This is a genomic window from Neorhizobium alkalisoli, from assembly GCF_007829835.1.
Taxonomy (GTDB): domain Bacteria; phylum Pseudomonadota; class Alphaproteobacteria; order Rhizobiales; family Rhizobiaceae; genus Neorhizobium.
This window is the reverse complement of the sequence record NZ_VIWP01000002.1, coordinates 585716-609911: the sequence shown is the minus strand read 5'-3', so window position 1 is coordinate 609911 and position 24196 is coordinate 585716. Positions and strand designations below refer to the sequence as shown.

Genomic DNA, 24196 nt, shown 5'->3' with positions numbered 1-24196 from the left:
TCCCGTCAGACTGGCATCTGTGTCGCGCAGGGATGATTGCATTCAAAGTTAAACGATTATTGAACCGCAACCAAATTAACTGCCGTTTGTGTCGGGATTTGCCTATTGGTTTTTACCTACGGATATTCATAGGTGTATCACCACTTTTCATGGTCCTGCCGCCACAATTGCGTTACCTTCGCACATGTACACGTAGCTGATCACCCGTCCCGCCGATTAGGAGGCCTTCGCCTTGCCGCGAAAAGCCTCTCCAGAAGAGTTGTCGATGCCTGCCCCCGCCATCAATCCTCTCCGGGGGATTTTCCTGAAAGTCATATCCGTCGTCCTGTTCGTGATCATGCAGACATGCATCAAGGCGGCAGGGCAGGATATTCCGGCAGGGCAGATCACCTTTTTCCGCTCCGCCTTCGCGCTTGTTCCGATCATGGGCTATCTCGCCTGGCGGGCGCAGCTTAAGGGCGCGTTCCATACCGACAGTTTTTCCGGCCATCTCAAGCGCGGTTTCTTCGGCATATTGGCGATGATCTGCGGGTTTTACGGCCTGGTGCACATGCCCATGCCGGATGCGATCGCGCTTGGTTATTCCTCGCCGCTGATCGCCGTTGCGCTCGCCGCAATCATCCTGAAGGAGTCCGTCCGCTTCTATCGCTGGACGGCGGTTGGCATCGGCATGGTCGGTGTCGTCATCATCTCCTGGCCGAAGCTGAGCATGTTCGGATCGGGCGGCATGGGCTCCGAGCAGGCGCTCGGTGCCATTGCCGTCATCGCCGGCGCTTTTCTCGGCGGGCTTGCCATGATCCAGACCCGCCAGCTCGTGCATACGGAAAAGACGACGACGATCGTTCTCTATTTCTCGCTGACGGCCGCCGTCTTTTCCATGGCAAGCATTCCCTTCGGCTGGATCCTGCTCAGCCCGAGCCAGGCGATTTTCCTCATCTGTTCGGGTTTCTGTGGAGGGGTCGCCCAGATCTTCCTCACCGAAAGTTATCGCCAGGCGGACGTCTCGACTGTCGCGCCTTTCGAATATTCGTCGATCATCCTCGGCATCGTCATTGCTTATGGCCTGTTCGGCGAGGAGCCGACCAGGGCAACGCTGATCGGCACCGCGATCACCGTCTCGGCCGGCATTTTCATCATTTATCGCGAGCATCAGCTCGGTCTGGAACGCAAGGCTGCCCGAAAGGCATCGCCGCCCGGTGCCGGAGCCTGAAACGCTTCAATACAAAAAGCCCCGGCCTGAGAAAGGCGCGGGGCTGACATGTGGCAGGATGTTCACGAGATCAGGAGTGCAGTAGCGCTCCAGGGGATCGCAACAGGGCGATCAGAAAAAGATCGCAGCGCTTGCCGGATCCCGCTTGCAGGCGGCGGAAGAGCTTTCGCAGCTATAGGAGCGTGAAGCGCTGACTGCGGCATTGATCTGATAAAAGCTTTCGCGCAAAGCGCGGATAGGGGTGAGGATGACCGTCATCGCCGCGCTCCTTGTATTATATCAGCGTTCGCGAAAATCAGCGAAGACGGCTGCCGGGCGAAGTGCGCCGAGCGGACGGCCCATGCCGCGGGAGGTCATCTGCTCATTGGTAGCAGAGCCGAAATGATGATACCCATCGGTCGTGCGCGGCGAGAGGCCGGCGATGCGGAGGGTTTCGAAGCCCGAATGGATCGGACGAAAGCGCGTGGTCATTGCCTTGGTTCCTTAACCAGAATTCCTCCCAAGACAATTGTAATATTGCAGCGCAGCATTGATTCGACAATGTGAGAGAATGCGAGACTGCCATGCAACCTATGCATGGCGTTTTTCATATTTCCGTAACTTTGCTCGTTTTTGATGCGTTAATGGCTTAATCGTGGCCAATCAGCCCGCACCCAGCCTCTTTTTGAACGTCAGCAAGTCCTGCCAGGCAAGGGCCTTATTGGCGGGAGCCGCCAGCAATTCCTGCGGATGCAGCGTTGCGATCGCCGCAATCTTCGACGTGCCGATCGAAACATCCCGCCATTCGCCACGCATCGAATGGATCGTGCCGGTGCCACCGAAAAAGAAGCGGGCCGGAAAATTCCCGAGCAGAAGCAGCATTTGCGGATCGGCAAGCGCGATCTGGCGATCGAGGAACGGCCGGCAGATTTCAAGCTCTGCGGGGGAGGGCATCCGGTTGCCCGGCGGCCGCCAGGGAATGATGTTGGTCAGCATCACGCCTTCGCGCGAAAGCCCGATCGCGCCGAGCATGCGGTCGAGGAGCTGACCCTGCCGGCCGGAAAACGGCGTGCCGTCCCGGTCGTCATCGGCATTCGGCATGGCGCCGATCACCATGATGCGCGAAGCCGGATCGCCGCTTGCAAACACTGTCGAACGCGCACCATGCTTCAGGTTGCAACCCGTAAAAGTCTCGACAGCCTCCTTCAGCGCGCCGAGCGAGCCTGCGGCTTCCGCAGCCATCCTTGCAGCGGCAACCGCCTCACCATCCGGCACGGCGACCTGCTGGTTGACCGGAGCTGGTGCGGGGCTGCGTGTCGCTGCGGCAGTTTGAGCGCCCCCCATTCGGGACGGGGTAGCCTGACCGGCTTCCTGCGGCTGGGATTGTCGCGCATTTGCCGGAGCCCGCGCCTCGGCCCTTGCGGCTTTCTGGGCTGCAAATTGCGCAACCCTGTCGATCGCCTCGTCCTCGACAAGCCAGTCCACGCCCGAATCCGCATAAAAATGCAGAAGCGCGGCAAGTTCGGCTGGGTTGAGGTCAGAGGCGGCGTTCATCCCCGATCTATAGCACGGGGAAGGCAGCAGGGAACCGCTTTCACGGTCCCGACCGCCAGACTCACTGAATTCGCCTCGACGAGAACCATATGGACGACCTTAAGCCGCCCACTGTTCCACATTGTCGCTCTCGCCGATCAGCGCCAGGCCGTGGGCAATCGAGAGAAGCTCGCCGCCGGTCTCGATGCGGCTTTCGTCGAAGCGGCGGGTGAAGATCCGGCGCACGGCCGGCACGAAGGATGTGCCGCCGGTCAAGAACACCTTGTCCACCGTTTCCGGCGCGGTATTGGTCTTCGTCAGCACGTCGTCGAGCGCGCCTTCGATCCGGGAAAGCTCGTCGCCGATCCAGCTTTCGAAATCGGCACGCTTCACCATCTTGCGGCCGGCCTTGCCGAGCGGCTTGAAATCGAACTCCGCTTCTTCCGAGCCGGACAGTGCCATCTTCGTCGCGGAGATCGCCTGATAGAGCGGGTAACCCTCGTCATGTTCGACGAGGTCGATGAAGAGTTCCAGCTTGTCGGGTTCGACGGCCGAACGCACCAGCGATTTCAGGTCGTTGAATTCGCGGGTCGTCTTGAAGATCGACAGCTGGTTCCAGCGCGAGAAATTGGCGTAGTAGCTGGACGGGACTTCCAGAAGCTTGTCAAAGCTCTTGAAGAAAGTACCCTTGCCGATCTCCGGTGCCACGAGCTGTTCGATCATGCGCGCGTCAAAATGGTCGCCGGCAATGCCGACGCCGGAATGGCCGATCGGCTTTGCCGTCAGCTTGCCGGCCACCCGTTCGAAACGGATCAGCGAATAGTCGGTCGTGCCGCCGCCGAAATCGGCGACCAGAACGGTGGCATCGCTCTTCAGCGTCTGGGCGAAGTAATAGGCGGCCGCGACCGGTTCATAGACGTAATGGATTTCCGGAAAGCCGAGCCGGGTCAGCGCCTCGTTATAACGCTCTGTCGCGAGTGCCGGATCGGGGCTGGCGCCGGCAAAATGCACGGGCCGGCCGGCGATCAGCCGCGATACGTTTGCCGGCCACGCATCGCCGGCATAGCTCTGCAGCCGCTTCAGAAAGATTTCCATCAGGTCTTCGAACGAATGCCGGCGGGCAAAGACCAGCGTGCCCTGAAACAGCGCGCTTGCCGCAAAGGTCTTGATCGACTGCAGGAAGCGGGCATCACCCGGATTGTCGATGAACTGGCGGATGGCCGCCTGTCCAGCCTCGACCTTCAGTGCCTGTGCGCCGAGCTGCGCATCCTTCATGAAGGAAAGCGCGGTGCGCATGCTGTCCGTCGTGCCGGCGCTGCTGGAAAACGACATGGAATGCGTTTCCGCTCCACCGTCGCTCAGTGCCAGAACCGTGTTTGTCGTGCCGAAATCAAGCCCGAGCGCGCGTGCCATGGCCGTGCTCCATCCTTTTGCCGAAATGGCCTTTTGCCAAAATGGGTTGAACCGGGGCAAGGCCCCGAAGGCGAAGGGGGCAGGCGCCCGTCCTCCGGAATTTTTGAGAGGGCGGGTGATGGCACAAGCGGCCTGTAATGACAAGAGCCGCTCTCGAACGGATAGTTAGGCAGTCAGATGTCGCAATCGCCGGAAAGAGACTGCGTAAATGTATTTACGGAAGGCGGATGAAAGGGATCCGCCTTCCGTTTTCGGCAATCAGGCTTCCATGTACCAGCGATTGGCCAGCGACATCGTGCCGCTGACGGCGTCGCTCGACTTCGTCTGGCTCGCGGCATTGGCGCTCTGCTGGGTCGCGAGGCCGCTCAGCATCTGGCTGACCACGAGGCCCTGGACCATTTCCAGCGCGCGCTCGCGGGTGCGGTCCTTCTGTTCCGTCGTCAGGTTCGCATAACGGTCCTGGATATCGGACATCTTGTCGAGGAACTGCGAGGCGTAATCGGGCAGGGCTTCCTTGGTCGTAGCAGGCGTTTCGACAGCCGCGTCGGTGCCGGTTTCGACGGCCGGTTCCGGCGTAATGGCCGGCTGGATGACGACGGGCGCGGAAGCGTTCGTGTCGGCAGACTTGGCCGGTGTCGTCGGCTGTGCTGCTGCGGTGTCGTCGCTCGTCTCATTGTCTGCGTCAGTGCTGGACGGCGGGGTGCCGGCGGATGCGCCGTTGGCCGCAGGAGCGCTGGCGCTGGCGTCGGCAGTCGCGCCGGTGCCGGCCGATGCATTGCTTCCGGTTGTTGCCGGCTGTTGAGCCGCAGCATTCGGAGGCGTTTGCGCAGTGGCTTCCGTGCCGCTGTTCTCAGTCTCGTCAGGAGCAGCGCTTTCGGCGGAACCGCTGTTCTCGGTCGCGGCCGGTGCCTGTTCTTCCGTGGCAGGCGTGCTCGGCTGCGTCTGCTGCGGGGCGGCTTCAGCCGTTTCGCCGGTCGTGGCGGCAGGCGCTTCGCTGCTGCCGGCGCTTACGCCGGCCGTATCGTCGGATGCAGCTTCATTCTCTGCCGGCGCGGGTGCAGCCGAATAGGTGCCATCGTCCGTATCGCCGGGAGCCGTGACTTCGTCATAGTCCGCCGAGGAACCGCTGGTATCGGTCTGGCTCGAAGCAGGCGTACTGGAAGAAGAAGTGCTCGAAGAAGGAGATGTGGACTGGCTGGCCTGCGTATTCGATGGTGTCGTCTGGCTGGAAGGCGAGGAATGACTACCGCCTCCTAATAATTCTTCAAGCAATTTCCGCTCCATTCGTGTCTCATGTAGCGGGGTCTGTAGCAGCCTTGTCTTGCTGCCCGGTCAAAACCGAAGCGTGAATTAGATTAAAGGTTTAGCGAAGAAGATTTGACGCGGCCGAGGTCTCCTTCGCCATGCCGGAAAGCCAGTTGCGGAACATCTCCATGGCGGGCGAAACGGCGCGGGATTTGAGCCGCGTCAGCCAGTAACTCCCCTTCGAGACATAGACCGGAAACGGCTGCACCAGCGCCCCGCTGCCAAGCTGTCGGGAAAACATCTGCGGCGGCGCCAGTGCCACGCCGACACCATCCAGCGCCGCCTCCACCATCAGCACCGAACTGTCGAACACGATGCCGCGGATCGGCGGGGCCGGGACGCGGGCATTGTCGAACCAGCTCGTCCATTCGTCGGCGCGATAGGAGCGCAGAAGCGTCTGATGCGCCATGTCTTCCGGCGCATTCAGCTGCCTTGCGATGGAGGGCACACAAAGTGCCGAAAGCGGCGCCTCGAACAGCTCTTCCGCCTCGATATCCCGCCACGCGCCATTGCCGAACTTGATCGCATAATCGAGTCCCTCGGCGGCAATATCGACGCGGTTATTGTTGGTCGAAAGCCGAAGGTCGACGAACGGGTATTTTTCACGAAAATCGCCAAGTCGCGGCAGAAGCCAGCCGACCGCAAGCGTGCCGACCACGCCGAGCTTCAGCTGTTCACGCACATGCCCGCCATCGAAGCGCTCGAGCATGTCCGCCATGCGGTCAAAACTCTCTTGCAGCGAGGGCAGGAGGGCCGCCCCCTCTTCGGTGATCAGCAGGCCGCGCGGCAGGCGGCGGAACAGCGTCACGCCCAGCCGCTGTTCCAGAAGTTTCACCTGATGGCTGACCGCCGCCTGCGTCACGCAGAGCTCAATGGCTGCACGGGTAAAACTCAGGTGCCGGGCGGCGGCCTCGAAGGCGCGCAGCGCATTCAGCGGCAAATGCGGTCGAACCATGGCAATGCCCTAGATCACTTTATACCTCGTGGCAGTTATCATCGTTTGTCGAACACAAGCAAGCCGGCCTAGATAGGTCCCGACACAACCACGAGGGGCGAAGCATGGCTTTCCGCAAAACCGGCAGGATTGTCGGTATATTGGCATTTTTTCTCACGATTGCGGCCACTTCACCGATGGCAGCCACAGCATCTGCGGCAGAACCTCTGCGCTGCACCGTTATTGCCGATGCCGCAAGCGGCGCCACCCTCTATCGCCAGGGAAGCTGCGCCGAGGCGGTCTATCCACAATCGACCTTCAAACTTCCCTTGGCCATGATGGGTTATGATGCCGGCATTCTGACCGATGCCCATACGCCGCTCTGGCCGTATCAGGCCAAGTTCAACCGCTCGAAGCGCGAGCAGAAGGACACCGATCCGACGATCTGGGAGCGGGATTCGATCGTCTGGTATTCGCAGGAAGTCACCCGGCGCCTGGGCAAACAGAAATTCGCGGATTACACCGCCCGTTTCAGTTACGGCAATCACGACGTTTCCGGCGGCCCCGGCAAGACGGACGGGCTGACCGAAGCCTGGCTCATGTCGTCGCTGAAGATTTCCGCGGATCAGCAGGTGGCCTTCCTGCGCCGTTTCCTGAATGGCCAATTGCCGATCTCCAGGAAGGCGCAGGAAAACACGATGGCCATCGTCCCGCATTTTTCCGCCGATGGCGGCTGGGACGTGCAGGGCAAGACCGGGGCCGGCTGGATGCGCGATGCGGCCGGCAAGACGGATCGTGACCGGCCGCTCGGCTGGTTCGTCGGCTGGGCTGTGAAGGACGGCCGCCGTGTCGTTTTCGCCCGGTTGCTTGTCGATACGAAACGGTATCCCGACGACCCGATCAGCTATGTCGTCCGCGACAGCCTGATCGCAGATCTGCCGAAGCTGGTTGGTGGGCAGTAATAGGGCCGCATCCTCCCCGGTTCGAACGTTGCACCGCGACGGCCTCCCGATGATCTCCCCCCTTGTGGGGGAGATGTCAGCGAAAGCTGACAGAGGGGGGTGAGAAACGGCTCAGCAAATTCAAAGGTTACGGACGGTGCGCGAAGTCCCCCCTCTGCCCTGCCGGGCATCTCCCCCACAAGGGGGGAGATCGGCGGGCGGCTCGCTCTCGCCCAAATCCAGACACTTGAAGTCTCCACCTCTTGCCCAATCCATTTTCCCCGGAGCCAACCCATGCCCACCCCATCCCCAAAACTGCGGATTGCCGTCCTGTTCGGCGGGCGTTCGCAGGAACATGAAGTGTCGATCCTGTCGGCCACCAACGTCGTCTCTGCCCTCGATCCGCACAAATACGAGACGGTCCCGATCTTCGTGACCCATGAAGGCCGGTGGCTGGTAAGCCGTTTCGAGGATGGGCGCCTGTCGCGGCCGGCAAGTGGTACGGAACTCTGCCTTCTGCCCGGAGGCGAAGGACGCATGCTGTCCATCCAGCCAGATGGTGCCATGCGCGATGCCGGAAAGATCGATATCCTGTTCCCGGTCTTGCATGGCCCACACGGGGAGGATGGTTCAGTACAGGGATTGGCCGATGTGGCGCGCGTGCCGTTGGTCGGCTGCGGCATTCTCGGTTCGGCGACGGCCCTGGACAAGGAGATCGCCAAGCGGCTCCTGACCGCTGCCGGCCTTCCCGTCGCCCGCGCCATAACGATCCGCAAGGGGGAGGCGCCCACTTTGCCAGAACTGGAGGAAAAGCTCGGATCGCCGCTCTTCATCAAGCCCGCCCGGCAGGGATCCTCGGTTGGCGTCGCAAAAGTCTCCGGCAGCCAGGAATTCGGCCCGGCAATCACCGAAGCCTTTCGTCATGACGACAAGCTGCTGGCGGAGGAATTCTTTCCCGGCCGCGAGATCGAATGCAGCGTGCTGGAAGCGCCGGACGGCTCGCTTTTCATCTCCCGCCCCGGCGAGATCGCACCGGCCGAAAGCCATGGCTTTTACAGCTATGACGCCAAATATATCGATGCCGAAGGGGCGGCGCTGAAAGTGCCGGCTGAACTGCCGGAGGAGATCGAGAGCGAGATCCGCGCCATGGCAGCGCGCGCCTTCCGAGCCCTCGGCTGTGACGCCATGGCCCGCGTCGATTTCTTCCTTTCGGCCGACATGCGCTTCGTCGTCAACGAGGTGAACACCATCCCCGGCTTCACCGATATCAGCATGTATGCCAAGGCAATGGCCGCAAGCGGCGTGCCTTATGCGGAGGTGCTGGACAGGCTGGTCGAACACGGTTTGGCTCGCGCCGCGCGGTCTGCGTAAACTTGAGGAAGAAGCGGCGGAGATCACTCCGCCGCAATCGACCGCGGCACGTCGTCATTGGCCTCGTGCCGGTCACCATCCTTGCCGCCGCCGAGCCGTTTCAGGAATTGGCCGAAACGGTCCATCTCGACGAAGATGACCGGCGTGATGAACAGCGTCAGCGCCTGAGAGACGATCAGGCCACCGACAACGGCAATGCCGAGCGGCTGGCGCAGTTCCGACGAGGCGCCTGTGCCCATGGCGATCGGTAGCGCGCCGAGAAGGGCGCAGAAGGTCGTCATCATGATCGGCCGGAAACGCCGCACGCAGGCCTCGTGGATCGCCGCCGCCGGGCTTTCGCCCTTTTCACGAATCAGTTCCACCGCGACGTCGATCATCATGATCGCGTTCTTCTTGACGATACCGATCAGCATCAGCAGGCCGATCAGCGCAATGATCGACAGGTCGAAGCCGAAGATTTTCAGCGCAAGAAGGGCGCCGAAGGCAGCAGCCGGCAGGCCGGAGAGGATGGTCAGCGGGTGGATGAAGCTTTCATACAGCACGCCCAGCACGACATAGATGGTGATCACGGCTGCGAGGATGAGAAGCGGCGTATTGCCCTGGCTCTGCTGAAAAATCTGCGCCGTGCCGCCATAGGAGGTGAACACGTCCGTCGGCATCTGCAGGTCACGCTTGATCTGGTCGATTGCGGCCGTCGCATCCGAAAGCGCTACGCCCTGCGGCAGGTTGAACGAGACCGTGGTCGAAACGAGCTGGCCGGTCTGGTTGATCGTCACCGGCGCCGTCTTGCGCTTCACCGTTGCGAAGTTGGAAAGCGGCACCAGCGAACCGTTGCTGGACATGACGCGGATATCCTGCAGCGACTGGTCGTTCCACGGCTTGGCATTGTCGAACTCGGTGATCACGTCATAGCTGTCGCCGGTCGACTGGATCTGGCCGGCCGTATAACCGCCAAAGGCCATTTCCAGCGTCCGGCGCAGGGTCTCGTCGGTAATGCCGAACGAGGCTGCCTTTTCCGTATCCACCTTGATATCCGCCTGGATCGCCGAATTCTGCGCATCCGAGGTGACGTCGGTGAAATGCGACCGGTCGGCGCGCATTGCGGTCTGCAGCTTGTCGGACCAGACATTGGTCTGGTCGGCGCTCAGCGCCTGCACGACCAGCTGATACTGGCTTGCGGTTGAACGGCCGCCGAAACGCAGGCTCTGCTGCGGCGTGATATAGGCCTTGATGCCGGCCACCTTGCCGGTTGCCTGGCGCAGATCGCGCAGGGTCTGCTCGAGCGGCGGCCGCTGGTCGCGGTCCTTCAGCTCGACGAAGATCGTGCCGTTGTTGAGCGGGCTGCGGGCATTGCCGCCGACGATCGAGGTGACGTGGCGCACCGCCGGATTGGCCTGCACGATCGCGGTGATCTGGCTCTGCAGGTCCCCCATGGCCGAATAGGAAATGTCTTCGCGGGCACGGGTAGAGATCGACAGGCGGCCGATATCCTCGCTCGGGAAGAAGCTCGAAGGCAGTGTCTTGAACAGATAGACGGAGGCGCCGACCGAGGCGAGGAAGACCAGCATGATCACGCCGCGATGCTTCAGACACCAGCCGACGGACTTGTCGTAGCCCTTCAGCGTCCAGTCGAAACCGCGGTCGAAGATGCGCACGACAAGGCTCGGCTTGTGATGTTTGTCCGACATGCGCGAACCGAGCATCGGCGTCACCGTCAGCGAGACGATCGCCGAGGCAACGATCGCGAGCGCCACGACCATGCCGAATTCGTTGAACAGCCGCCCAACGACGCCGCCCATCAGAAGGATCGGGATAAAGACCGCGATCAGCGAAACCGACATCGAAACGATCGTGTAGCTGACCTCCGCAGCCCCCTGCAGGGCGGCTTGCCGCACCGGCATGCCTTCCTCGATATGGCGCATGATGTTTTCGAGCATGACGATCGCATCGTCGACCACGAGGCCGACCGAGAGTGTCAGCCCGAGCAGCGAGATGTTGTCGACGCTGTAGCCGAGCACATACATGGCGCCAAAGGTCGAAACCAGCGACAGCGGCACGGCCAGCGCCGGCACGATCGTCGCCGAGACGCGGCCGAGGAACAGGTAGATGACGAGGACGACGAGGCCGATCGTCAGGAACAGCGTGAATTTCACGTCGGAAATGGAATCGCGGATCGCGGTCGAATTGTCGTTCATCACGGCAATCGAGACGGAGCCGGGAAGTTCGGCCTGCAGCGATGGCAGCTTTGCCTTGACGGCATCGACGACATCGACCGTATTGGCATCCGGCTGGCGCTGGATGGCAAGGATGATTGCCGACTTGCCGTCATACCAGCTGCCGGAATCGAGATTGTCGACACTGTCCTCGACCCGCGCGACATCGCCGAGATGGATCGGCGCGCCATTCGGTGAAGCGATCACCAGCGAGCGGAATTGGGCGGCATTGGTGCGCTGCGTATCGGCATTGATCGTCAGCTTTTGGGCCTTGTTCTGCAGCGAGCCCACCGGCGTCTGGCTGTTGGCGGCGGAAATCGCATCCGTGACGCTTTCGACACCGATATTGCGCGCCTGCAGTTTTGCCGGATCGACCTCGACGCGTACGGCATAGGTTTTCGAGCCGTAGATCGTCACTTCCGCGACGCCGGACAGCGTCGAAAGGGCAGGGGAGAGCACGTTTTCGGCGATTTCGTCCACCTTGCTTGCCGGCATGGCATCGCTGCGCACCGCAAGCAGCAGAACCGGCGCATCGGCCGGGTTCGTCTTGCGATAGCTCGGCGCCGTCGTCATGTTGTCGGGGAGCTGGCGGGTTGCCTGGCTGATCGCCGCCTGCACGTCGGCGGCAGCGGCGTCGATATCGCGGTTCAGGTCGAACTGCAGCACGATCGACGTATTGCCGAGCGAGTTCGAGGCGCTGATTTCGCTGATGCCGGGAATGGTCTCGAATTTCTTGATCAGCGGCGTTGCGACCGCCGTCGCCATGGTCTGCGGCGAAGCGCCGGTCAGCTGGGCGGATACGTTGATGGTCGGAAAATCGACCTTCGGAAGGGCTGCGACCGGCAGGAGCTGATAACCGGCAAGGCCTGCAAGAATGGCGCCGATCGCAAGCAGCGTCGTTGCGACCGGGCGGCGAATGCAGAATGCAGGGATCATTGCGCCTCTCCTACCTCGATCGAACCATCCGAATTTTTCTGGCCCGCATCTTTCTGGGCCGTACCGTGCTTGTCGCCGGAAAACTCTTCATGCACCGGCGAGCCGTCGACCAGCTGCACCTGGCCTTCGACGACCACATGTGCACCCTCATCAAGGCCCTTGGCGATCGCCGTATTGTCGCCATTGGTGCGCACGACCGTGACCGGTGTCATATGCACCTTCTTGTCGTCGCCGACGGTAAAGACGAAAGGCGCGTCCGCACCGGGATTGACCGCCACGGTCGGCACGACGACATGTTTCTTGTCGCTCTGGAAATGCACGGTGACATTCAGCGACTGACCCGGCCAGAGTGCTCCATTCGCATTGTCGAACCGTGCCTTGGCAAGAATTGTTCCCGAAGCGGTGTCGACCACGTTGTTGAAGAAGTTGAGCTTGCCCTGGACCGGTTTGACATTGCTTTCCGGCGCCGTGCTGAGCGGCATCGCATCAACGGTGACCGTGCCTGCGGCAAAACCATCACGAAGATCGGCAAGATAGGCTTCCGGCAGGTGGAAATTGACGAAGATCGGATCGTATTTGGCAATCGTCACGACTGCCGAACCGGCCGTCAGATAGGCACCGACGCTCGGGGTGATATCGCCGAGCCTGCCATCGAAGGGTGCGCGGATTTCCGTGTGCTCGACGACGATCTCGTCGGCGGCAATAGCGGCCTTGTCGCTTTCGATCGTCGCTGCGGCCGTATCGCGGGCGGCGCGCGCTTCGTCGGCGGATTGCTGCGTGCCGGCATTGCGCTGCACGAGGTTTTCGGCGCGGGCAAGGGCGGTTTCGGCCTGGGCGAGCGTTGCCTGGTCGCGCAGCAAAAGCGCCTTGTCCTTGTCGAGATCGGCCTTGGCCGTGCGGTCGTCGAGCTTGGCGATCAGGTCGCCGGCCTTGACGACATCGCCGTCATGGGCAGCGATGGACGTGATGATCCCCGCCTCCTGGGCGGCGATCGTGGTGTTTTCGTCGGCATCGGCCGAACCGGTCGCGGTTACGTCAAGCGGCAGAACGCGGCTTGCGGCAGCAACCGTCTTGACGACGGGCGGGGCACCGTTGCCACGGCGTTGACCGCCAGACTGGCCACCGTTCTGGCCGCCTTGCTGCTGTCCGCTGCTGGCTTCCTGCGAGCCGGCTGTCGTCTTGCCGAAACTGGAGAGATAGGGGATGCGGTCGCGATATTGCCACGCCGCTATGCCGGCAATGGCCAGGCAGAAAACAAAAAGCCACGTCTTCTTCATCGGATATTCCCGTCTGCCTGCTGTCTCTGCCGAGACGTCGCAATGGAGCTGCCCTGCTGCAATACGGAAAAATACTACGCCAAGTTTCTGAAATGAGGCATTAAATCTCGGTAATGAAGGGCTTACCGGATGGTAAGGTAAAGCGTTTTTCGCGATCTCTGCGTGCTGTCCGATACGGTCTGCGATCTGCGGTATTGCATTAGCGCAGGAAACGCCGCGCCGCCCAGAGAATGAGGAGGCCGGCAACCGCGGTCAGCGCGCCCCGCCAGATCCATGGCGACTGGTTGATCATGAAGCTCGAGGCCGGATAGGGAAACAGTCCGCTGCCCTGGCCGATCCATATGACACCGCTCAAGATGACAAGAATGCCGACCAGTGAAACCGCTATGCGCAGGACTGCCAAAGGAGCCTCCATCTTCGGCTGTTGCGTGCTTGCCTGTTGAGGCAATCTACACTGTGGCGAGCCGATCGCGAAACGCAAAACTGTGATGGAGAGGGGGATGTCTGTCGACTTAGGCCAAGGCTGAGTGGAGTAGAAAACCCTCCCCATGAGGCGGGGAGGGTTAGGACGTGCTTTTATCAAAACAGGGTTTGCAGCTTTTGGGCTGCCGCAAGAAAAATCAGAGCGAGCGCGCCGCGCCGCCATCGACCCGCAGCATCGTGCCGGTAATGTAACCTGCCTGTTCCGAGCACAGGAAGGCACCGGCAGCGCCGAATTCCTTCGCCGTGCCGAGACGGCCGGCCGGGATGGTTTTGACGGACGCTTCGCGGATTTCCTCGACGCTTTTGCCGGTGCGCTTTGCGGCGGCGCCATCCAGCTCCTCGATCCGGTCGGTATGGATGCGGCCGGGCAGGATCATGTTGGCGGTGATGCCTGAACCGGCCACTTCCGTCGCCAGCGTCTTGTTCCAGCCGGCGAGCGCGCCGCGCAGCGTGTTCGACAGCGCCAGATTGGCGATCGGCTCGATCACGCCCGAAGAGGCAACGGTCAGGACGCGGCCCCAGCCCTGCGCCTTCATCTGCGGCAGAAGCGCGTTGGTGAGCGCGATGACGCGCAGCACCATGGACTGGAAGAAGGTGTCCAGCTTGTCGACGCTCATGTCTTCGGTCGTGCCGGGCGTCGGGCCGCCGGTATTGTTGACGAGAATGTCGATACCGCCGAGCTTTTCCTTGACGGCCGCAACCATCGACTCGACGAAATTTTCTTCGCCGAGATCGCCCCAGACCCAGTCGGCCTTGCCCTTGCCGAGCGCATTGATCGCCTTGCAGTTCTCCGCCAGCTTGTCGCCGGAGCGGCCGACCAGAAGCACGTTTGCGCCTTCTGCTGCCAGCGCGGTTGCGATGCCGAGGCCGAGGCCGCGGGAGGAGGCGAGCACGAGTGCGCGTTTGCCGGTAATGCCGAGATCCATGATGAAGTCCTTGCCCTTTGAGGTCGCCAATGCCCGCAACGATGACGGAACGCGACCGGTCGAATGATGCGCTGGCCGTTATAGCTTTGCCGTTTCAAAGGCGAAAGCTTGAACTTGTCCGGGTCCAATCCACATTGATATTACGTGAACGTAAACGTAATATGAGAAAAAGACACGGCCCATTGCGCGATTGGCAAGGCCAAGGACGCTTTAGCGCCTCGACAAGCAGGGCGGCTTTTGTCAAGAAGAGCTTGAATAACAAGCCGGGAAGGGACCGGCATGCGGAGTTTTAGATGAGCGAACAAGAGCTTCCCGAACGCGAGAGCATGGAATTCGACGTTGTGATCGTCGGTGGCGGCCCGGCCGGCCTTTCGGCGGCGATCCGCCTGAAACAGGTCAATCCGGATCTCTCCGTCGTCGTTCTCGAAAAGGGGGCCGAAGTCGGCGCGCATATCCTCTCCGGCGCCGTGGTCGATCCGATCGGCATCGATGCGCTTCTGCCGGGCTGGCGCGAAGAAGAAGGCCATCCGTTCAAGACCGAGGTGAAGGACGACCAGTTCCTCGTGCTGGGCCCCGCCGGCTCGATCCGCCTGCCGAACTTCATGATGCCGCCGCTGATGAACAATCACGGCAATTACATCGTCTCGCTCGGAAATGTCTGTCGCTGGCTCGCCGAAAAGGCTGAGGCGCTGGGCGTCGATATCTATCCGGGTTTTGCCGCATCGGAAGTCCTCTACAATGACGAGGGCGCTGTGATCGGCGTCGCGACCGGCGACATGGGCATCGAGAAGAACGGCGAACTCGGCCCTAACTATACCCGCGGCATGGCGCTGCTCGGCAAATATGTGCTGATCGGCGAAGGTGTGCGCGGCTCGCTGGCAAAACAGCTGATCGCCAAATTCGACCTGTCCAAGGATCGCGACGTCCAGAAGTTCGGTATCGGCATCAAGGAGCTGTGGCAGGTCAAGCCGGAGAAGCACCGCCAAGGTCTCGTGCAGCACTCGTTCGGCTGGCCGCTCGGCATGAAGACCGGCGGCGGCTCCTTCCTCTATCATCTCGAAGACAATCAGGTGGCGGTCGGCTTCGTCGTTCATCTCAATTACAAGAACCCCTATCTCTTTCCCTTCGAGGAATTTCAGCGGTTCAAGACGCATCCGGCCATCCGCGACACGTTCGAGGGCGGCAAGCGCCTCTCCTACGGAGCCCGCGCGATTACCGAAGGCGGTTACCAGTCGGTGCCGAAACTGACCTTCCCGGGCGGCGCGCTGATCGGCTGTTCGGCCGGCTTCGTCAACGTGCCGCGCATCAAGGGTTCGCACAACGCCGTCCTCTCCGGCATGCTCGCAGCCGACAAGATCGCGGCTGCGATCGCTGCCGGCCGCGCCAATGACGAGGTCGTCGAGATCGAGAACGAATGGCGCGATACCGCGATCGGCAAGGACCTGAAGCGCGTCCGCAACGTAAAACCGCTCTGGTCGAAGCTCGGCACCGTGCTCGGCATTTCGCTCGGCGGTCTCGACATGTGGATCAACCAGATTTTTGGCACGTCGCCCTTCACGCTGAAGCACGGCAAGACCGATGCGCAGAGCCTAGAGCCTGCTGCAAACCATAAGCCGATCAACTACCCGAAGCCGGACGGTGTCCTGACCTTCGACCGCCTGTCCTCGGTCTTTTTGTCCAACACCAATCATGAGGAAGACCAGCCGGTCCATCTCAAGGTCAAGGACATGGATCTGCAGAAGCGTTCCGAACACGACATCTATGCCGGTCCCTCGACGCGCTACTGTCCCGCCGGGGTTTATGAGTGGCGCGAGCAGAACGGCGAAGAGGTCTATGTGATCAACGCCCAGAACTGCGTCCACTGCAAGACCTGCGATATCAAGGACCCCAACCAGAACATCAACTGGGTGCCGCCGCAGGGTGGCGAAGGGCCGGTTTATCCGAATATGTGATCCCGGATGGCATTGTGCGCCGTCGCTGCGTGATTGGCCTCAAGGTTCGTATCTGAGGCCAAGACCGGCGGCGATGCGCGCCATGCGCTTGTCGCGGGTCCAGACGAGCGTGCCGGGTATCAGCTTGGCCGCCGTCAGGATATGCGTATCGACATAACCAATGCCGCTTGCCATCAGTGAATGCCGTTTGATCGTGAAGAGAACTTCTTCGGGCGTTGCCACTGCCGCCTGAGGCATTTCCAACAGTGCTTCAATCACGGCATCGTAGTTCCGCAATGATCCGAGAGCCAACTCACCGATCACATAGGGATGTATCAGGATCTGTTCTCGCCGAAGCAAGCTCTCAAGCGATGGCTCCGCAGTCCGCAGATGATCGATCCAGACCGATGTGTCGGCAATGATCATTCAGGGCTGCCGAAGCTTTCTTCGGTATTCCAGCGTCGTCGCGGCGGAGCTTTCGCATCGGGCTCGCTGCCGCCAAGCGCGATCAGCCTAAGCGCTGCCTCACGCTCGATCATCTGGGTCAATGCCCTCTTGATAAGCGCCGATCTTTCGGTGATCCCGGTTACTTCCTGAGCCCGCTCGATAAGCTGGTCGTCAATGGTAATTGTCGTGCGCATGGGCATCTCCAAAGGCGCATCAAAATTATCACCGAATGATGCATATTTCAACGCACAGCTGGCTTGGGCTCGCCGGTCGGTTGATCTTGCGGTAGAAACCGCAGCGTCAGCTTGTCCGCCGAAATCACAAGAAACGCTCCCGCAAACGTCGCGATCAGCCGGTCTGCCAAAAGCCCGCTGTCGAAATGCCCGCTGCCGTCGAGGATCAGCATGATCAGCGGCGTCATCAGCGCCGAATAGGCGATATAGTTGCGGGCGGCGAGGAGAGGGCGCAAGGCGGCGATCAGGCCGGTTGCGGCGACGATCAGCCAGGCATCCGGCCGCGTGAACAGGAGTGCACCGGCCAGCGCCACGCCGATGATCGCACCGATCGCACGCTGGCTCGCCCTCATCGCCGCGGCATCCGGTTGGCGGCGCAGAAGCGTCGCGGTGGTAACGGCAATCCAGTGCAGATGATGGCCCGGCCAAAACCATTCGGCGAGCGCTGCGATCGCAAGGCATGTGCAGAGCCTGATCGGATAATGCCAACCCGCCAGTTGCTTCAGGCTGCGTTTCAGACGCGCGCGTTTTTGGACGTGGGTGGGCTCGGGTCTTGTCGCTGCCGCTTGTGCGGCTTTGGCCGGTCCCAGCCGCCTTTCGATCAGGCCCGCTGCCATCATCAGCAGAATGGCGAAAAACGCGCCGGCGAGTACAAGTCCGGCCAGAATGACGTGGTGTCCTTTCGGCGCGCCCTCAGCCGCGATGCTTGCCGCCATGCCGCTTCCCATCATGCCGCTCACGATGACGAGGAACAGCACGAACCGTATGCCGGCCTCTGCCAGCGGCCGGCTATAGCCGCAGATCACGGCGACCATTCCCGCGCAGACGATGATGGCGACCGGGGCCAATTGCCCGAAGCCCGCAAATGCGAGGGCAGCGATCGTGGCCACAGCGACTGCGGCAAACCTCAGGAGAAGCAGTCGCCACCGGTTCTGTGCGGTATCCGCATCGACCGGGCCACTCACCGCCATGCCGCCAAAAGCTGCGGCGAGGCCCGCGCCGAGATGCCCTCCCATCGTCAGCGCCGCCGCCGGCAAAAGCATGGCAAGCCCGCCGGCCGCCATTTCGACGATCGTCACCTCCGTCTCGACGGACCAGTGAAACATGTCCTTCAGATGCGAACGATAGGTCATGGCTGTCTCCGAGGCGCGGGTTCCAGATGATACGCTATGCGTACTAAAATTAATACGCTATACGTATGAAATGCAATCGCCCGATTCGAAGATTTCGCCCGCCATCGTCAAAGCCGTTCTGCTGCTCGCCCGACGCCTACGCTCGGAACGGCCGGAAGGGGCGGCGCCTCTGTCCCTGCTGAGCCTTCTCGGCACGCTGCATCGTCTGGGAGAAATGCCGGCCACGCGGCTGGCGGCGGAAGAGCGACTGCAGCCGCAGTCACTGACGCGGATGATTGGCATTCTGGAAGAGAAGGACTGGATTGCCCGCCGCCGCAGCGATGCCGATCGGCGCGAGATCCTGATTGCCATCACGCCTGAAGGAAAACGGGTGTTGAGCCGCGATATCGAAGCCCGCCGGGTCTGGCTCGAAGGCGCCATGGAAGAGACGCTCGATGAGCGTCAGCGGGCGGTGCTGATGGAGGCGGCCGGGATCATGCTGAAACTGGCAGGGAGCGACCACGGGAGGGTGGACGAGGGGTGATCTGGTGTCGTTCGTGCCAGAGCCCCCCTCTGGCCTGCCGGCCATCTGCCCCACAAGGGAGGAGATCCAGTCGTGGCAACCTCTCGCTTCTCTTGACGCTTGAGGTCTGGGTGATGTGAGCTCTCCGAGCCGATCTCCCCACCTGTGGGGGAGATGCCCGGCAGGGCAGAGGGGCGCGCCACACGGCAGAACCTGAGACGGCTTCCCCTCTCAATCCCCTCTTACGTCCGCGGCTTGAGGTTTTCCGGATCGTAGATCGGCTTGTAACCAATGCCGACCACTTCCACCGGATAGGTTTCCGCAAAATATTCGACATTCAGCTTGCGGCCGACCTGGCAATAATCATGCGGCAGATAGGCGAGCGCGATGTTCTTGCCGACCGTCGGGCCATAGGCGATCGAGGTCGTGTAGGAACGGCGGCCGAGGCTGTCGACCAGCGTCTCGCCGGTCGCCGGATCCATCACCGGCAGCGAGCCGACCGGATAACGCGCGACACCCTTTTCATCGACATTGTCGGTCATGACCAGCGTGCAAAGCATGGCCGGTTGATGGTCTCGGGCCTTGTATTCCAGGTGTTTCGCCTTGCCGCGGAAATCGGCTTCCTTGACCTTCGGACGGGCCAGATCGGCCTCGATCAGGTTGTACTGGGTGAGCAGGTCGGAGTTCTGCAGGCGTAGGCTCTTTTCCATGCGGCGCGAGTTCGCATAGGTCTCGACGCCAAACGCCATCACGCCGGTAGCGCGCAGCGCGTCCCAGACGGCAAGGCCGTCCTCGTATTTCATATGCAGTTCCCAGCCCTGTTCGCCGACATAGGAAATGCGGAAGGCAGTGACCTGCTTGCCGGCAATCTCGATCGGCTTGATCGCCGCAAAGGCAAAATTCTCGATGTCGAGGCCTGCCGGATCCGCAACCACCTTCTTCAGCGTATCGCGGGCATTCGGGCCCCAGATGCCGATCGTAATGAATTTTTCCGAGACGTCGGTAATGGTAACGTCGAGGCCGCGATCCTCGGCGATACGCTTCATGTAATGCAGATCGCGCGGGCCGGCATCGGCGCCGTTTACGAGGCGGCCGCGGTCGGCGAGGCGGAAGACGGTGAAGTCGGCCCGCACCATGCCCTCGTCGTCGAGGAAGTGGGTATAAATCCCCTTGCCGATATTGGCGTCACCGCCGATCTTTGCCGCGCAGAGCCATTCCAAGAGCTCGACATGGTCGGGGCCTTCGATATCGACCATGTGGAAATGCGACAGGTTGACGATGCCGCAATCGTCGCTCATCGCGAGATGTTCGGCATTCGAGACGCGCCAGAAATGCCGATTGTCCCACTCGTTCTTGCGCTCCGGAACCCGGTTGCCATATTTTTCGAGCAGATGCTCGTTGGCAGCGTAACCATGGGCGCGTTCCCAACCGCCCAGTTCCATGAAATGACCGCCGAGTTCCTTCTCGCGCTCATAGAAGGGCGATTTTTTGGCGCCGCGTCCGGTCGCATAGGGCTCGCGCGGATGCACGGCCGGGAAATAGATTTTTTGCGCGGCCTCGAATGTGCGGCCGTGAATGAACTCTTCCGTCAGCTGATGCGGGTAGAAGCGCGAATAATCGATCGAATTGTGGTCGATCTCGGTGCGGCCGTCGGTCATCCAGTCGGCGATCAGCTTGCCGTAGCCGGGACCGTCCTTGACCCAGATGGCGACGCAATACCAGAGACCGCGCACTTTTTGGCTTTCGCCGCAGGACGGGCCGCCGGCGGCAGACACCTGCAGCAGGCCGTTGAAGGAATGGCCCTCATTGTAACCGAGTTCGCCGAGGATCGGCGTCAGTTCCATCGCCTTTTCAAGCGGTGTCAGGATCTGTTCCATGTCGAGATCGCGTTGAGACGGCGACAGGCGCGCCTCGTGCTTTTCAAGGATCTCGCGCGGATGGCAGAGACGCGGATTGTCGGTCTCGTAATACCCCCACTCGATCTGGCCGCCTTCGGTCGTGTTCGGATCACCCGTATCGCGCATATAGGCGGAATTGCCCTGGTCGCGCAGCAGCGGATAACCGATTTCCTTGCCGGTACCTTCGAACTCGTTATACGGGCCGAAGAAGGTCAGGGGATGATCGACCGGCATGACCGGCAGATCTTCACCGACCATTTCGGCGATCAGACGGCCCCAGATGCCGGCGCAGACGATGACATGGTCGGCCATGATCGTACCGCGCGGCGTCACCACGCCCTTGATATGGCCCTTCTCGACGATCAGCGAAGTCGCCGGCGTATTGCCGAACATGGAAAGCTTGCCGGTCTTTTCAGCCGCATCGACCAGCTTGCCGGCAACCGTCTGGCTGCGCGGAATGACGAGGCCGGCATCCGGATCGAACAGGCCGCCCTGAACCTGATCTTCCTCGATCAGCGGGAAGAGCGCCTTGATTTCGGCCGGAGAGACGTAATGGGCACGGGTGCCAAAGGCCTTGGCGGAGGAAAGCTTGCGCTTGATCTCTTCCATCCAGGTATCGTCGCCGGTGCGGGCCACTTCAAGGCCGCCGATGCGGGCGTAATGGCCCATCTTCTCGTAGAAATCGATCGAGTACTGCGTCGTCCAGACGGAGAGATAGTCGTGGCTCGTCGTGTAACAGAAGTCCGAGGCATGCGCCGTCGAACCGATATCGGTCGGGATGCCCGACTTGTCGATGCCGACGATATCGTCCCATCCGCGCTCGATCAGATGATGGGCGATGGAGGCGCCGACGATGCCGCCGAGACCTATGATGACGACCTTTGCCTTTTCGGGGAATTTTGCCATGACTTGCTCCGTGATCTGCGGGCGACGTTAGTTCAGGACGGCCGTCATGCCCTGTCGATATACGACACGCAACGCACCTGATCCGCCATTCTGCGTCACGAGACATGACACGAAGGTCGCAACGGAACCAGTCCCGGAACTGGCTCCCAGGCGCAGGCAGCAGAAGGGCAATGCAAAAGGTTAAAATTCACGCATTCGTCAGCGCAATCGCGCCGCTTATTTAGCCATTCGTTAACCATAAACTCCTTAGCTTGCGACATCATTTCGACGCACCAAGGACACGTTCATGCCGATTTCCCGCCGCGGCCTTCTGGCCGGCCTGCCGCTCTTCCTGGCCGGTTGCTCGTCCACGACGCTGAACAGCCAGACGAATTACGCAGCCCTTCCGGATGAAAAGTTTCCGCTGCGCCAGGTGCCGATCGACAAGATCAAGCCGGACCTGCGCCGCACCGAAGTCGCCTATGAAACCACGCATGAAGCCGGCACCGTCGTCGTCGATACGCCGGCCCGTCGCGCCTATTACGTGCTCGGCGGTGGCCGCGCGATCCGTTACGGCGTCGGCGTCGGCCGCCAGGGTCTGGCGCTCTCGGGCGATGCCTATGTCGGCCGCAAGGCGGAATGGCCGACCTGGACGCCGACGCTCAACATGCAGAACCGCGAAGCCCGCTACAAAAAACTCGCCGGCGGCATGCCGGGCGGCCCCAACAACCCGCTCGGTGCCCGCGCCATGTATCTCTACCGCGCCGGCAATGACACGCATTTCCGCATCCATGGCACCAACCAGCCGGAATCGATCGGTTATGCCATGTCGAGCGGCTGCATCCGCATGATGAACCACGATGTCATCGACCTTTACGAACGCGTCAAGGTCGGCGCCCATGTGGTCGTGATCCAGGCGTGATTGAAGATCCGGGCCTGAATCAAAACCACCGCCTCAGGCCCAACCCGAAAGCCCGCCGTTTCAGCCACGGCGGGCTTTTTCGTTTCTGCGCTCAGCGCGATTTCCAGGCGACGACCATCAGGCCACCGATGACGGTGATATGCTCCATCACCACGTAGAACTCGAATGTCCGCATCGGCTCCTCCATCGTCCAGAAATGATGGACGATCGGGATGGTCAGTGCGGTGAAGACGGCAAGCGCACCGGCGCCGAGCCAGGTCCAGCGGTTGAGAATGATCAGCGCCGAGCCGCCGAGCTGGGTGATGATGACAGCGGTATTGAAGGCGGCCGCCGGCTCGAGCCCGAAAAAGCTCATCTCCGCCATGCCCGCCTGAAAATCGATAAGTTTCGACAGGCCGCTGCCCCAAAACATGAAGGTCAGCACGATCCGCGCCAAGTAACCGAACCAGCTCGTGCTGGTGACGATACTCAGCGGATTTCCGAATGTATTGTTCTGTAGTGTCGACATGACATCCCCCTTTGCCCTCGGGTCGGATGATACATGAGAGACGTCTTTTTGTAAGATGTGCTGGTGCGAACATGTCTTCGGCCTCATCCCTGTGACAAGCACAGGAATGAGGAAGGGTCAAAATCCCGAAAGCACCAGCTTCCCGCGCGTCGTTCCGCTTTCGATCATCGCATGCGCTCGTCTCAGGTTCGTCGCGTTGATCGTGCCCAGCGTCTCGGCAAGCGTCGTGCGCACCTTTCCGGCATCGACCAGCTCGGCAACCTGATTGAGAAGCTTGTGCTGTTCGATCATGTCGGCCGTCTGGAAGACCGGGCGGGCGAACATCGTTTCCCAGTGGATCGACAGCGCCTTGCGCTTGAACAGGCGCAGATCGACCGGATCCTTCGGGTCGTCGATCAGCCCGAGACGCCCCTGAGGCGCGATCAGTTCGAGAATGTCTTCGATATGCTGCGACGTTTCGGTGATCGAGAAAACAAAGGAAGGCGCACCAATCGCCATCTGCGCAAATTGCGGCGCAAGCGGCTTGGAATGGTCGAGAACGTGATGGGCGCCGAGTTTTGCAATCCAGTCCTTCGTTTCCGGCCGCGACCCGGTACCGATCACAGTCACGTCGGACAGCGTGCGCAAAAGCTGGACGGCGATCGAACCGACGCCGCCGGCAGCGCCGATGATCAGCACGGCGTTCCAGGTACCGGTCACCCGGTCCTGCACCTTCATGCGGTGAAAGAGCGTTTCATAGGCGGTGATCGAGGTGAGGGGCAGGGCAGCCGCCTCCTCGAAGGACAGGCTTTTGGGCTTGAACCCGACAATCCGTTCGTCGACCAGATGATATTCGGCATTGGTGCCCGGCCGATTGATGGCGCCGGCATAAAACACCTCGTCACCCGGCTTGAAGAGTTTCACGTCCTTGCCGACCGCCGTCACGGTGCCGGCCGCGTCATACCCCAGAATACGATACTGACCGGGTTCAACCGGCGCCGACTTGCGCACTTTTGTATCGACGGGATTGACGGAGATCGCCTTGATCTCGACCAGAAGGTCGCGCGGGCCGGGCTCCGGCATGGGCAGATCTATGTCGAGAAGGGCCGTGTCCGAGGTGATCGGTTGCGGTGCGTTGAAGCCGACGGCGCGCATGGTCTCTTCTCCCGGTCTGTCTGATATCCCGGTTAGATGGCGCATCTACCCGGTGCGAGCAAGCGTGATCGCACCGATTTTC

General features: G+C 61.3%; 22 protein-coding genes. 6 read left to right on the top strand and 16 right to left on the bottom strand.

From position 1 onward, the window contains the following. Positions 1-265: 265 nt before the first annotated feature. The gene (locus tag FHW37_RS08765; protein ID WP_145635096.1) at positions 266-1210 is read left to right on the top strand and encodes a DMT family transporter; all 945 of its coding nucleotides are present in this window, start codon (positions 266-268) and stop codon (positions 1208-1210) included. A 111-nt stretch (positions 1211-1321) separates the two neighbouring features. On the opposite strand, the gene FHW37_RS33505 is transcribed toward FHW37_RS08765, so the two are convergent. From FHW37_RS33505 to FHW37_RS08735, 6 genes are all read right to left on the bottom strand, one after another. After that, positions 1322-1468, bottom strand: a complete 147-nt coding sequence (locus FHW37_RS33505) for a hypothetical protein (RefSeq protein WP_186458192.1) — start codon at positions 1466-1468, stop codon at positions 1322-1324. A gap of 21 nt (positions 1469-1489) precedes the next feature. Further along, positions 1490-1681: a hypothetical protein gene (locus FHW37_RS08760; protein ID WP_145635094.1), complete on the bottom strand. Its 192-nt coding sequence runs from the start codon at positions 1679-1681 to the stop codon at positions 1490-1492. A gap of 171 nt (positions 1682-1852) precedes the next feature. Beyond that, a complete protein-coding gene (locus FHW37_RS08750; RefSeq protein WP_145635092.1) occupies positions 1853-2743 on the bottom strand; it encodes a uracil-DNA glycosylase in 891 nt (296 codons plus the stop codon). Between the two features lie 99 nt (positions 2744-2842). Next, positions 2843-4135 carry an Hsp70 family protein gene (locus tag FHW37_RS08745; protein WP_145635089.1) on the bottom strand — a complete coding sequence of 431 codons (1293 nt, stop codon included), beginning with the start codon at positions 4133-4135 and terminating at the stop codon, positions 2843-2845. A gap of 258 nt (positions 4136-4393) precedes the next feature. Further along, positions 4394-5419 (bottom strand): hypothetical protein, encoded by a 1026-nt coding sequence (locus tag FHW37_RS08740; RefSeq protein WP_145635087.1) that lies wholly within the window; start codon positions 5417-5419, stop codon positions 4394-4396. Between the two features lie 79 nt (positions 5420-5498). After that, on the bottom strand, positions 5499-6395 hold the full coding sequence (locus tag FHW37_RS08735; protein ID WP_145635085.1) for a LysR family transcriptional regulator: 897 nt from the start codon (positions 6393-6395) through the stop codon (positions 5499-5501). A gap of 104 nt (positions 6396-6499) precedes the next feature. Here FHW37_RS08735 and blaOXA point away from each other — a divergent pair, with 104 nt between their 5' ends. Both blaOXA and FHW37_RS08725 read left to right on the top strand, forming a co-directional pair. Beyond that, positions 6500-7336 (top strand): class D beta-lactamase, encoded by an 837-nt coding sequence (gene blaOXA, locus FHW37_RS08730; protein WP_145635083.1) that lies wholly within the window; start codon positions 6500-6502, stop codon positions 7334-7336. A gap of 273 nt (positions 7337-7609) precedes the next feature. After that, complete coding sequence (locus FHW37_RS08725) at positions 7610-8686, top strand: D-alanine--D-alanine ligase family protein (RefSeq protein ID WP_145635081.1); 1077 nt, start codon at positions 7610-7612, stop codon at positions 8684-8686. Between the two features lie 23 nt (positions 8687-8709). Here the strand turns inward: FHW37_RS08725 and FHW37_RS08720 are convergent, their stop codons facing one another. From FHW37_RS08720 to FHW37_RS08705, 4 genes are all read right to left on the bottom strand, one after another. After that, a complete protein-coding gene (locus FHW37_RS08720; protein WP_145635079.1) occupies positions 8710-11835 on the bottom strand; it encodes an efflux RND transporter permease subunit in 3126 nt (1041 codons plus the stop codon). Next, entirely contained in the window at positions 11832-13112 is a 1281-nt protein-coding gene (locus tag FHW37_RS08715; RefSeq protein ID WP_145635076.1) for an efflux RND transporter periplasmic adaptor subunit, read from the bottom strand. The genes FHW37_RS08720 and FHW37_RS08715 overlap by 4 nt, the downstream gene beginning before the upstream one ends. Before the next feature lie 199 nt (positions 13113-13311). Continuing rightward, positions 13312-13515 (bottom strand): hypothetical protein, encoded by a 204-nt coding sequence (locus FHW37_RS08710; RefSeq protein ID WP_246690707.1) that lies wholly within the window; start codon positions 13513-13515, stop codon positions 13312-13314. Positions 13516-13732: 217 nt separating this feature from the next. Then, on the bottom strand, positions 13733-14521 hold the full coding sequence (locus tag FHW37_RS08705; RefSeq protein WP_145636017.1) for an SDR family oxidoreductase: 789 nt from the start codon (positions 14519-14521) through the stop codon (positions 13733-13735). 293 nt (positions 14522-14814) lie between these two features. On the opposite strand from FHW37_RS08705, the gene FHW37_RS08700 reads away from it, so the two are divergent. After that, a complete protein-coding gene (locus FHW37_RS08700; RefSeq protein WP_145635072.1) occupies positions 14815-16473 on the top strand; it encodes an electron transfer flavoprotein-ubiquinone oxidoreductase in 1659 nt (552 codons plus the stop codon). A 39-nt stretch (positions 16474-16512) separates the two neighbouring features. Here the strand turns inward: FHW37_RS08700 and FHW37_RS08695 are convergent, their stop codons facing one another. From FHW37_RS08695 to FHW37_RS08685, 3 genes are read right to left on the bottom strand one after another with little or no spacing between them, the layout of a single operon-like run. Then, the gene (locus FHW37_RS08695) at positions 16513-16878 is read right to left on the bottom strand and encodes a type II toxin-antitoxin system VapC family toxin (RefSeq protein ID WP_145635070.1); all 366 of its coding nucleotides are present in this window, start codon (positions 16876-16878) and stop codon (positions 16513-16515) included. After that, positions 16875-17093, bottom strand: a complete 219-nt coding sequence (locus FHW37_RS08690) for a type II toxin-antitoxin system VapB family antitoxin (RefSeq protein ID WP_145635068.1) — start codon at positions 17091-17093, stop codon at positions 16875-16877. Before FHW37_RS08690 ends, FHW37_RS08695 begins: the two co-directional genes overlap by 4 nt. 47 nt (positions 17094-17140) lie before the next feature. Beyond that, entirely contained in the window at positions 17141-18265 is a 1125-nt protein-coding gene (locus FHW37_RS08685; protein ID WP_145635066.1) for an FUSC family protein, read from the bottom strand. A 70-nt stretch (positions 18266-18335) separates the two neighbouring features. On the opposite strand from FHW37_RS08685, the gene FHW37_RS08680 reads away from it, so the two are divergent. After that, on the top strand, positions 18336-18788 hold the full coding sequence (locus tag FHW37_RS08680) for a MarR family transcriptional regulator (RefSeq protein ID WP_145635064.1): 453 nt from the start codon (positions 18336-18338) through the stop codon (positions 18786-18788). A gap of 221 nt (positions 18789-19009) precedes the next feature. Here FHW37_RS08680 and FHW37_RS08670 read toward each other — a convergent pair whose 3' ends face one another. Next, the gene (locus FHW37_RS08670) at positions 19010-21571 is read right to left on the bottom strand and encodes a GcvT family protein (RefSeq protein ID WP_145635061.1); all 2562 of its coding nucleotides are present in this window, start codon (positions 21569-21571) and stop codon (positions 19010-19012) included. Between the two features lie 286 nt (positions 21572-21857). On the opposite strand from FHW37_RS08670, the gene FHW37_RS08665 reads away from it, so the two are divergent. Beyond that, a complete protein-coding gene (locus tag FHW37_RS08665) occupies positions 21858-22472 on the top strand; it encodes a L,D-transpeptidase (RefSeq protein ID WP_145635059.1) in 615 nt (204 codons plus the stop codon). A 91-nt stretch (positions 22473-22563) separates the two neighbouring features. Here the strand turns inward: FHW37_RS08665 and FHW37_RS08660 are convergent, their stop codons facing one another. Both FHW37_RS08660 and FHW37_RS08655 read right to left on the bottom strand, forming a co-directional pair. Further along, entirely contained in the window at positions 22564-22980 is a 417-nt protein-coding gene (locus tag FHW37_RS08660) for a DoxX family protein (protein WP_145635057.1), read from the bottom strand. Positions 22981-23097: 117 nt separating this feature from the next. Continuing rightward, positions 23098-24114 carry a zinc-binding alcohol dehydrogenase family protein gene (locus FHW37_RS08655; RefSeq protein WP_145635055.1) on the bottom strand — a complete coding sequence of 339 codons (1017 nt, stop codon included), beginning with the start codon at positions 24112-24114 and terminating at the stop codon, positions 23098-23100. Positions 24115-24196 lie beyond the last annotated feature (82 nt).